This window comes from Streptomyces sp. NPDC058773 (assembly GCF_042746015.1).
In the GTDB taxonomy this organism is placed as follows: Bacteria; Actinomycetota; Actinomycetes; order Streptomycetales; family Streptomycetaceae; genus Streptomyces.
In genome coordinates this window covers 239,644-249,462 of the sequence record NZ_JBHYPE010000007.1, presented here as the reverse complement: position 1 = coordinate 249,462, position 9,819 = coordinate 239,644, and the positions used below count along the sequence as shown (strand labels likewise).

The 9,819-nt window shown below is 69.8% G+C and carries 12 protein-coding genes and 1 pseudogene; 6 read left to right on the top strand and 7 right to left on the bottom strand.

Features of this window, described 5'->3' with window-relative positions:
- The 4 genes from ACFW5B_RS09510 to ACFW5B_RS09495 form a co-directional block, all read left to right on the top strand.
- On the top strand, window positions 1-297 hold a 297-nt coding region (locus ACFW5B_RS09510; RefSeq protein WP_386435758.1), incomplete at its 5' end, for an NAD-binding protein.
- Window positions 298-532: 235 nt separating this feature from the next.
- A complete protein-coding gene (locus tag ACFW5B_RS09505; RefSeq protein ID WP_386435782.1) occupies window positions 533-1,990 on the top strand; it encodes a catalase in 1,458 nt (485 codons plus the stop codon).
- A gap of 597 nt (window positions 1,991-2,587) precedes the next feature.
- On the top strand, window positions 2,588-3,355 hold the full coding sequence (locus tag ACFW5B_RS09500) for a hypothetical protein (protein WP_386435755.1): 768 nt from the start codon (window positions 2,588-2,590) through the stop codon (window positions 3,353-3,355).
- Window positions 3,356-3,495: 140 nt separating this feature from the next.
- Window positions 3,496-4,023 (top strand): GNAT family N-acetyltransferase, encoded by a 528-nt coding sequence (locus ACFW5B_RS09495; protein WP_386435753.1) that lies wholly within the window; start codon window positions 3,496-3,498, stop codon window positions 4,021-4,023.
- On the opposite strand, the gene ACFW5B_RS09490 is transcribed toward ACFW5B_RS09495, so the two are convergent.
- Complete coding sequence (locus ACFW5B_RS09490; RefSeq protein ID WP_386435779.1) at window positions 3,934-4,236, bottom strand: sulfurtransferase TusA family protein; 303 nt, start codon at window positions 4,234-4,236, stop codon at window positions 3,934-3,936. The genes ACFW5B_RS09495 and ACFW5B_RS09490 overlap by 90 nt on opposite strands.
- Complete coding sequence (locus ACFW5B_RS09485) at window positions 4,185-4,655, bottom strand: hypothetical protein (protein WP_386435749.1); 471 nt, start codon at window positions 4,653-4,655, stop codon at window positions 4,185-4,187. Before ACFW5B_RS09485 ends, ACFW5B_RS09490 begins: the two co-directional genes overlap by 52 nt.
- Before the next feature lie 177 nt (window positions 4,656-4,832).
- Here ACFW5B_RS09485 and ACFW5B_RS09480 point away from each other — a divergent pair, with 177 nt between their 5' ends.
- Window positions 4,833-5,213 (top strand): MmcQ/YjbR family DNA-binding protein, encoded by a 381-nt coding sequence (locus ACFW5B_RS09480; protein WP_386435746.1) that lies wholly within the window; start codon window positions 4,833-4,835, stop codon window positions 5,211-5,213.
- Between the two features lie 203 nt (window positions 5,214-5,416).
- Here the strand turns inward: ACFW5B_RS09480 and ACFW5B_RS09475 are convergent, their stop codons facing one another.
- The 3 genes and pseudogenes from ACFW5B_RS09475 to ACFW5B_RS09465 form a co-directional block, all read right to left on the bottom strand.
- A complete protein-coding gene (locus tag ACFW5B_RS09475) occupies window positions 5,417-7,048 on the bottom strand; it encodes an AMP-binding protein (RefSeq protein ID WP_386435743.1) in 1,632 nt (543 codons plus the stop codon).
- A complete protein-coding gene (locus ACFW5B_RS09470) occupies window positions 7,045-7,221 on the bottom strand; it encodes a hypothetical protein (protein WP_386435785.1) in 177 nt (58 codons plus the stop codon). Before ACFW5B_RS09470 ends, ACFW5B_RS09475 begins: the two co-directional genes overlap by 4 nt.
- A 9-nt stretch (window positions 7,222-7,230) precedes the next feature.
- Window positions 7,231-7,515, bottom strand: a pseudogene (locus ACFW5B_RS09465) (transposase); the annotation flags it as partial.
- Between the two features lie 67 nt (window positions 7,516-7,582).
- On the opposite strand from ACFW5B_RS09465, the gene ACFW5B_RS09460 reads away from it, so the two are divergent.
- Window positions 7,583-7,933 (top strand): hypothetical protein, encoded by a 351-nt coding sequence (locus ACFW5B_RS09460; protein ID WP_386435741.1) that lies wholly within the window; start codon window positions 7,583-7,585, stop codon window positions 7,931-7,933.
- A gap of 195 nt (window positions 7,934-8,128) precedes the next feature.
- On the opposite strand, the gene ACFW5B_RS09455 is transcribed toward ACFW5B_RS09460, so the two are convergent.
- Together ACFW5B_RS09455 and ACFW5B_RS09450 are read right to left on the bottom strand one after the other, a co-directional pair.
- Window positions 8,129-8,617, bottom strand: coding sequence for a hypothetical protein (locus ACFW5B_RS09455; RefSeq protein ID WP_386435738.1), 489 nt, complete (start codon window positions 8,615-8,617; stop codon window positions 8,129-8,131).
- Between the two features lie 193 nt (window positions 8,618-8,810).
- A complete protein-coding gene (locus ACFW5B_RS09450; RefSeq protein WP_386435735.1) occupies window positions 8,811-9,812 on the bottom strand; it encodes a helix-turn-helix domain-containing protein in 1,002 nt (333 codons plus the stop codon).
- Window positions 9,813-9,819: the final 7 nt, after the last annotated feature.

Below are 9,819 nucleotides of genomic sequence, written 5' to 3'. Positions count from 1 at the left end.
GACCTGAGCGCGGCCCTCGACGTCCTGGGCGGCGGACTGGCCGGCTCCACCGTCCTGGCCCGCAAGAAGCACAACTTCACCACCCGCGACTTCACCCCCGGCTTCCGCATCGACCTCCACCACAAGGACATGGGCATCGTCACCGACGCCGCCCGCACCGTCGGCGCCGCCCTCCCCGTCGGCGGCGTCGTCGCCCAACTCGTCGCCGCCCTCCGCGCACAAGGCGACGGACACCTCGACCACTCCGCCCTCCTCCGCGGCGTCGAACGCCTCTCCGGCCACACCACCCAAAGCTGAGCCGGTACCCCCCCGGCACGCGGTCCGGTCCGCGTGCCCATCCAGCTTCCGGGCGGCGGCCACGCCGACACTTGTCCTGTCGCGCCCGGCGCGGCCGCCGCCCGGAACCCTCTCGGACACCCCTCACGTTTGTTTCAACAAACTGTTGACGTTTGGTCGGAGCCCTTCTTACGCTCCGACTGCGGAAGCCAACTTCCGCGCTCTCGTACGGAAGGTCACCATGTCGAAGCCCACGCTGACGTCGCGCTTTCTCACTACGGAGGCTGGCGCCCCCGTCGCCGACAACCAGAACTCCGCCACCGCCGGCGTCGGCGGCCCGATCGTGCTCCAGGACCAGCACCTGCTGGAGAAGCTCGCCCGCTTCAACCGCGAGCGCATCCCGGAGCGGGTCGTGCACGCCCGCGGCTCGGGCGCGTACGGCTACTTCGAGGTGACCGACGACGTCACCGACTTCACCCGCGCCGGCTTCCTCGACACCGTGGGCAAGCGGACCGAGACCTTCATCCGCTTCTCGACCGTCGCCGACAGCCTCGGCGGACCGGACGCGGCGCGCGACCCGCGCGGCTTCGCCCTCAAGTTCTACACCGAGGAGGGAAATTACGACCTCGTCGGCAACAACACCCCGGTGTTCTTCATCAAGGACCCGATCAAGTTCCCGGACTTCATCCACTCGCAGAAGCGCGACCCGTTCACGGGCAAGCAGGAGCCGGACAACGTCTGGGACTTCTGGGCGCACGCCCCCGAGGCCACCCACCAGATCACCTGGCTGATGGGCGACCGCGGCATCCCTGCCTCCTACCGCCACATGAACGGCTACGGCTCGCACACCTACCAGTGGACGAACGCCGAGGGCGAGGCCTTCTTCGTCAAGTACCACTTCAAGACCAACCAGGGCATCCGCTGCCTGGACGCCCAGCAGGGCGCCGAACTGTCCGGCACGGACCCGAACAGCCACCAGACCGATCTGCTGCAGTCCATCGAGCGGGGCGTCTACCCCTCCTGGACGCTGTACGTGCAGATCATGCCGGCGGCCGAGGCGGCCGACTACCGCTTCAACCCGTTCGACCTGACGAAGGTGTGGCCGCACAGCGACCACCCGCTGCAGCGGGTGGGCCGGCTGGTCCTGGACCGCAACCCCGACAACGTCTTCGCCGAGGTCGAGCAGTCCGCCTTCTCCCCGAACAACTTCGTGCCCGGCATCGGCCCGTCCCCGGACAAGATGCTCCAGGGCCGGTTGTTCGCGTACGCCGACGCCCACCGCTACCGCCTGGGCGTCAACCACACCCAGCTGCCGGTGAACGCCCCCAAGGCGACCCAGGCCGACAACTACGGCCGGGACGGCTTCATGGCGACCAACGGCTACGACCGCCACGCCAAGAACTACGAGCCCAACTCCTACGGCGGCCCGGTGCAGACCGGCCGGCCGCTCTCCGCGCCGCTCGCCGTCACCGGCCACGTCGGCACCCACGAGGCCCCCGCGCACACCAAGGACGACGACTTCTTCCAGGCCGGTGAGCTCTACCGGCTGATGTCGGAGGACGAGAAGCAGCGCCTGGTGAACAACATCGCCGGTGGCCTCTCCCAGGTCAGCCGCGACGACGTGATCGAGAAGAACCTCGCCCACTTCCACGCCGCCGACCCCGACTACGGCAAGCGCGTCGAGACCAGGGTCCGCGAACTGCGCGAGGACTGACGGGAGGTCAGTTCCCGCGCGTCCGTACCGGCGGTCCATTGAGGGGTGGCCGGCGGTACGGAGTGGGAGCGCGAGCTCCGCGGCACACGGGGAGCATCCAGTGCGGTGGCAGCGCTCACCCGGCAGGAAGGGTGAGCCGCTCCTCCGCCGCGGAGCCCGCCTCCACCACCCCAGACCCCGTCCGGCGGCGCGATGTCCCGTCGCGCCCGATGGCCCGCGCTGCCGGACGGAATCCACGACAGGGCCCGGCCTCCGTACGCTCACGGGTCGGGCCCCGCGGCCGTACGGCCTGCCACCGGCACGACGCGCCCTTGGCGCGCCACGGTTGCGCTACGCGAGGGGCCTCCACCACGCACCGCCTCCCGCCTTGCGCCGCCGCGCCCTGCGCTCCCGCCGCCCCCCGTGGGCCCCGACGCGTTCCGAAGGTCTTCCAAAAGTCCTCCGAAGTTCTTCGGAAGACCTTCCGAAGGTGTTCCGACGCGTTCTCCCCCGCCCTCGACTCTCCCCCGCAATTCCGCCCCCGGCGCCCGCTTTTGGAGAGACCATGGGGGCAGCAGCAGATCCGACCTGTCTGCCGCCCGACTGCCAGGAGCGACCATGGCCGACAGCGTGCCGGTGCGGTGCCCCACGTGCCGCCGTGAGAACGCCTTCACCCCGCCCACCTTCCCGTGCGCGTGCGGTGCCCCGCTCACCCTGCCCGTGCTGCGCGGCGGGGTGCCCGTCGAGATACTCCACCGCACCTGGCAGGCCTCCTGGGTGGAGGTGCGCTGTGAGGTCTGCGGCCGGCAGGACGAGTGGCCGGCCCCGGAATCCGGCTGCGCCTGCGGCACGGTCGTCCGGGTCCCCGTCGCCCCCGCGCCCCCTCTGCCCCCGCCGAACTTCCCGTCGTCCGGCCCGCCGGCCTCCCATCCCGCGCCGAGGTCCGCGCCGAAATCGGCTCCACCAGCGGCCGCCGACCCCGCACGCGCCGCCCTGCGGCCCGCCTTCCGCCCGGTCACCATCCGCACCGCCCGCGACTGCGTCACCGCCGCCGAGCAGTATCTGAAGTGGCTGGGCTTCGCCGATGTCGCACGCACCCAGGAACGCACCGCCTCCGGCGTGGACCTGCGCGGCACGGGCGTGGTCGCCCAGGTCGACCCGACCACCCGCGCCACCGAACTGCGCGAGATCGAATGCGTCTGGCTCAACGGCCTCAACGACTCCGCCCTCGCGGTCTTCTTCTCCCTCGCCGGCTACGCCCGCGACGCCCGCTCCCGCGCCGACGACCTGCGCCTCCCCCTCTTCGTCATGGACCTCACCGGCACCCCGCAACCGGTCAACGACCCGGCCGACGAACTGATCAAGTACGGCGCGGCGGGGCGGTGACGGGAGCGTCGGCGGCCGTGGTCCGTGCCCGCAGCCGGGCGGCTGACGGCGAGCGGGCACCGGGCCCGCGGGACCGCCGCTCGCCTCCGTCCGTCCGCAATCCCCTCGCCCGCCCCCTCGGAACCCACGACACTGCTCCCATGCTCATCCAGCTCCCCAACCTCGACGAACTGCCCGCGCTGCGCGCCCTTGAGCGTGCGGCCGGCGAGCCCTTCCGCGCCCTCGGCATGGCGTCGGTCGCCGACGACGAGCCGCCGTCGCCGGCACAGTTGACGGAGTACCGGCAGGCGGGGCGGGCCTTGGCCGCGTACGAGGAAGCAGGGCCAGGCGGCGGGCGCCGCCGCCCGGTCGGCTATCTGCTGTGGGCTCCGGTCGACGGCTGCACCCATATCGAGCAGGTATCGGTCCACCCGGACCGCGCCCACCGTGGCATCGGCCGGACCCTCATCGACCGGGCGGAGAGGGACGGCGGCCCGGTCCCGCTGACCCTGACCACCTTCACCGACGTCCCGTGGAACGCGCCGTATTACACCCGGATCGGCTTCCGGACTCTCCCCGAGGCCGAACTCACCCCGGGGCTACGGGCGATCCGTACCCATGAGGCGGCCCTGGGCCTCGACCGCTGGCCCCGGGTCGCGATGCGGCGGGAGCCGCGGTGGGATGGCTGATGCGGCTGGTCCCGGGCGGGCTGCGCGCCAAGGGGCAGCAGGCCGCGTCGGACGCGCGTCAGCGGAGAGCCGAAGTGCGTAGACGCCGCGGTCCGGGGCATCGTTCTCCGGGACATCGCGGACCAGGTCGTCGAGCACCGGTCCGAGATAGTGATGGCCGGTCATATGGCACCAGGCCGGCAGATCGAGTGGAGCCGCCGGATCGGTGGCGATGACATGGACGACCGTGCCCGGCTCGGCCTCGGCGATTGCGGCCCGTAGTCGACCGCCGCGGTGACGCCACCGGCGGCCGCGAGGTGGTTCTCCTTGAGCAGCACCATCGCCGACAGATCGAGCCGGTGACTGCTGCCCCCTCCGGACGTCACGGCGTACTTGTCCGGGGCGCGCAGCCCGGGAGCCGTCTTGCGGGTGTCGAGCACCTTGACGTCCAGGTCGGCGACGAGGTCCGCGTACCGCTTCGTCAGCGTGACGATACCGGACATCCGCTGGAGGAAATTCAGCGCGGTGCGTTCCCCCGTGATCAGACTGCGCGCCGCACCGGTGAGGCGGACCACCGTCCGGCCCGGCGCAACGAGCGTCCCTTCCGCCACCAGCTCGTCCACCGTCACCTCGGGGTCGAGCTGGCCGAACACCTCGGAAACGGTGGCAGTCCGCTGATCACCCCCGGCTGCTTCGCCGTGATCTCGGCCTGCGCACGCAACCCCGCGGGCACGCTCCACCGGGTGGTGACATCGTCGCGGCAGCCGTCCTCCGCCAGCGTGTGCGCGGGCTTCGGCCGCAGCCTGCCACCCGCCCGCGAGAATGGCCGCATGATCGACGCGAATGCCCTGCGGGCCGTCTGCCTGGATTTCAATGGTGCGACCGAGGAGTTCCCCTTCCCCCGGCACCCGGATGTGTCGACCTTCAAGGTCGGCGGGAAGATCTTCGCGCTGTCGACGCTGACGGATGCGCCGCTCAGCGTGAGCCTCAAGTGCGAGCCCGAGCTGGCGGAGCGGCTGCGGGCGGCGCACCCGGAAGTGGTGCCGGGCTATCACCTCAACAAGCGGCACTGGAACACCGTTTCGCTGGCAGGAGACCTTCCCGACCGGCTGGTGCTGGACATGATCGAGGACTCGTACGACCTCGTGGTCGCCTCACTGCCGAAGGCGCAACGGCTGTTGCTGGACTGGCCGGGAGAGCGGCGGGCCTGAACGACCTCAACGGCCTGGACCACCACCGGTCCGGCCCCGCCCCTGTCCACGAGGGGCCCCGTCCACGCGCGGCGCAGGCCGGGCGGCATGCGAACTGCCTGACAGGCGGGCCGAGTTGTCGTACTCGGTCCCGGCGGTGCGCTCTTCCTCTTCCCCGCAGGTGGCGGCGCCCCCGCTGAGTGCCGCGGCGTCCCCGTGCACCCTCACCGCCGCAGCTCCTTCGCCAGCCGCTCGCGCAGTTCGACCTTGCGGACCTTGCCGCTGACCGTCATCGGGAAGGCGTCGAGGATCTCCAGGTGGCGCGGCACCTTGTAGTGGGCGAGACGGGTGCGGCAGTAGTCGGTCAACTCTGCGTGGGTGAGGGGGACTTCGGGGTCGCGGAGGATGACGCAGGCGGCGATCTCCTCGCCGTATTTGTCGTCGGGGACGCCGACGACCTGGACGTCGGCGATCTTGGGGTGGGAGTAGAGGAACTCCTCGATCTCCCGTGGATAGACGTTCTCACCACCCCGGATGATCATGTCCTTGATGCGGCCGACGATCCGGACGTAGCCGTCGTCGTTCATCACCGCGAGATCGCCGGTGTGCATCCAGCGGGCCGGGTCGATGACCTCGGCGGTGCGCTCGGGGTCCGACCAGTAGCCGAGCATCACGCTGTAGCCGCGGGTGCACAGTTCGCCCGGTGTGCCGCGGGGTACGGTCACCCCGCTCGTCGGATCGGCGACCTTCACCTCGATGTGCGGCAGCACCCGGCCGACGGTCGCGGTGCGGTGGACGAGGTCGTCGTCGCGGCGGGTCTGGGTGGAGACCGGTGAGGTCTCGGTCATGCCGTAGCAGATGGAGACCTCGGTCATGTGCATCTCGGCGACCACCCGTTTCATCACCTCCTCGGGGCACGGTGAGCCCGCCATGATGCCGGTGCGGAGCGAGGTGAGGTCGTACGAGGTGAATTCGGGGTGGCCGAGCTCGGCGATGAACATGGTGGGGACGCCGTAGAGGGAGGTGCAGCGCTCGTTCTGTACGGCCTGGAGGGTGGCGGCGGGGTCGAAGGCGGGGGACGGGATGACGATGCAGGCGCCGTGCGAGGTGCTGCCGAGGTTGCCCATGACCATGCCGAAGCAGTGATAGAAGGGCACCGGCAGACACACCCGGTCCTGTTCGGTGTAAGCGAGGGTCTCGCCGACCCAGTAGCCGTTGTTGAGGATGTTGTGGTGGGAGAGTGTGGCGCCCTTGGGGAAGCCGGTGGTGCCCGAGGTGTACTGGATGTTGACCGGGTCATCGGCGGTCAGCTCCGCCTCGCGGGCGGTGAGCCGGTCGGGCGGGACGGTGGCGCCGGCGGCCAGCAGCCCGCTCCAGGTCTCGTCGCCGATGTAGATCACCTCGCGCAGCTCCGGGCACTCGGCCCGGACCTCCTCGGTCATCCCGCGGTAGTCGCTGGTCCGGTGCCGGGTGGCGGAGACCAGGACGGTGATGCCGGCCTGCTGGAGGACGTACGCCAACTCGTGCACCCGGTAGGCGGGATTGACGTTCACGAGGATGGCGCCGATCTTGGCGGTGGCGTACTGGACGAGGACCCATTCGGCGCAGTTGGGTGCCCAGATGCCGACCCGGTCGCCCTTGGCGACGCCCCGGGCGAGCAGTCCGAGCGCCACCTCGTCGACCGCGCGGCCCAGTTCGGTGTAGGTCCAGCGCCGGCCGCTCGCCACCTCGACCAGCGCCTCGCGGTCGCCGAACCGGGCGATGGTGCGGGCCAGATCGGTGCCGATGGTGTGGCCGAGCAGCGGCCGCCCGGCGGTCCCGCAGGCATACGACAACTCCTGGTGCTGCTGGCTCATCGGTGGTTCTCCTCCCGGCACTCCGCACCGCCGTCCCCCTGCGCGGTGCGCTCGCGCAGCTCGATGCGGCGGATCATCATCCGGGGATCGACCCGTCCCCTGACCTCAAGGGGCGGAAGCATCACTCCGCCCTCCGGGGGCGCCTCCCCCGGCACATCCACCAACGCGTTCATCAGCCGCTCCCAGAAGCCCGACGTCAGCCATCGCTGCCCTGCACCCGCAAGATTGCCCGCCGGAGCGGACAAGCCACTCCAAGGACACCCGGTGCGCGTCTTGTACAGCATGGCGTCCAGAGTGCCCCGAGGGTCTCGAAGCCGCCTCCCCTTTCGATCCACGAAGATCGGCGCGGCCTTCGCCCACGCCTCGTCCGTCAACAGAGGAACGCGACGGGCACGCTCCACGTGAGGACAGCTTGCTCGATGGCGGCCTTGGCGTTCCCGCTGTTTGGCGGCCGCAACATCAGCCATCGTCCGCCCGGGTGCGATATCTCTCCCCAGCCGTCGGCCGGTAGGCATCAGCTGCCACAATTGGGGGATGAACGGAGACTTCTTGGCCCGACACCATGACCAGTTGGCTGCGTGGCTGAGGGACGGGAAGGCCGAAAGCCTCAGCGCATTCCTGGGCGCACACCACGAGTCCTTCGTGCTCGTGACGACGGATGGAGCGGTCCTCGACCTTGAGACGCTGCGAGAATCCCTGCGCAGTGCGGGCGGCAGCCGGCCCGGCTTGTCGATCCAGGTCGAGGAAGTCACCAGGATCACCCCCGAGGTATACCGGTTCCTGGAGCGCCACATCGTGGACGGCTCCGTGGTGGGCGTGCGGGTGGTGACTGCCGTAATGGAGGACGGGTTGCTGCTCAGCGTGCAGGAGACCGCCCGTCGGTAGTGGCGCCGGCGGACGTCACCACGACGGCGCGGCGGCCCGTAGGGCCAGGCAACGCCACCGCCGGCACCCGTGGAGGTGGGGCAAGAGATCGCGATCCGCGAGGGCCGCAGTGACCGTCAAGGCGGGCGGCCACGTGGTCCTGCACGGGAGTGAGCGGCTGAGCAGGACCACGCCGTCTGTCATCTGCGTTCCGGGTCAGCGCTTTTCCACCGCTCCGACCTTCACCCACGTGATGGGGTTCCCGGCATAGGCGTACACGCGCAGTGTCTCGCCCGGGTTATAGGCGCCGGTGGCTTGCTTGGCCTGCCGAGTCCCTGTGCACTTCTTCCATCCGGTGTCGAGGATGGTTTTGTTCCTGTCCACGTTCTTGATCGTGATCCGGGCGTACCTGTTCTTCATGCACGTGTACCAGACGCCGTGGTTCTTGACGTTGGTGGTGTAGGGACGTGAGTTCCACTTGCTGTTGTGCTCAGCAAAATACGTCCTGGTGATGCCCGAGGGACCCCAGACATAGCGCCAGCTCGCGCGCTGGAGGTCTGCCTGACCGGCTGCCTGCCCATGCTCAGCAGTTGCCGGGGAGGCGGATTGAGCGGTCACCGAGCCGGCGGACGCCGGCACCACAGCCGGCCCGCCGGTGAGCGCCGCGGTGACAGTACAAATCATCGCCCAACGTCCTGTATTCATGTTTCCCCCTTTGGTTTGATTCCCGTTCTCTGTGTCGGCCACTGACAGTGGTCTCGACTCCTGTCCAACTGATCGTTCTGGCCAGGTCCTCACCGTGTCTGCGCCGACAGCTCATCCGCGTTGGTGAGAACCTGCTGAGGGCTGTTCGGGTGTGCGGCATTCAGGATGCCAAGGGGGACAGCACCTGCCCTTGTCATTCCGCGCAGGGTTGTTGACGATTCGCGCACGCCTTGGGGCTCAGATTTCTGTAGTCCCGCGGAGACATCCCGTAGGTGGCTCGGAACAGGCGGCTGAACCGGGCGGGGTCGGTGAAGGCCCAGCGGGCGGCGATGGCCTGGATCGGGCGGCCGTGCAGGCGGGGGTCGGCCAGGTCGAGGCGGCAGCGTTCCAGACGGCGGTGGCGTATCCAGGCCGCCGGCGAGGTGTCGTCCTCGGCGAGCAGTTGCTGGAGGCGACGCAGGGAGATGTGGTGTGCGTCCGCGATCGTTCGGGGAGTCATGGCCGGGTCGGCGAGGTGCTGTTCGACGAACGCGTTGATCTCAGCCCGCAGGGCGCTCCGGCGGGCTTCGGGGCACAGCGCCTCCTCAGCGGTGAGGCACCGCGCTATTACGGATGCCAGGAGGTCCAGGGTGACCGCGGCGAGGGTGGGGATGTCGGCGGGGGTGAATTCGTCGGCGCGCGTGTTGAGGTCGGACAGCCAGCGGGTGAACACCCCGCCTATCCCGTGGCGCCCGCTGATCGGGACAGCGAGCAGGCGCTGCACCGTCTTCTCCGGCAGCGGCAACAGCCCTCTAGGGAACTGCACGGTCACATGCGACCAACCGCCAGGAACGGTGTGAACATCGCCGCGGAAAGGACGGCTGCTGTCCAGCACCACCATGTCACCGGTACGCAGCGCCGTATCACCCCCGGCCAGGGAGACCACCCCCTGCGCACGGAGGAAGTAGGTGATCAGATAGGCCTCCGGGTCGGACTGCCGTATCAACTTCGCGGTCCGCACGATCTCCAGATGTGGGCAGGTCAGCGCGGACACCTGCACCTCGCCCAATCCGACGCCGCGCAGCTTGGCGCGGAAGTCGTCCTGGTCGTTGCTGCGCAGTCGATTGCGCATGTGCGACCGTGAGGTGGATTCCTCCCACAGGGCGAATCGCTCCGGCGCTTCCACGATGTCCGTGCTGAACTCCGTCACCAGCATTCCCAGC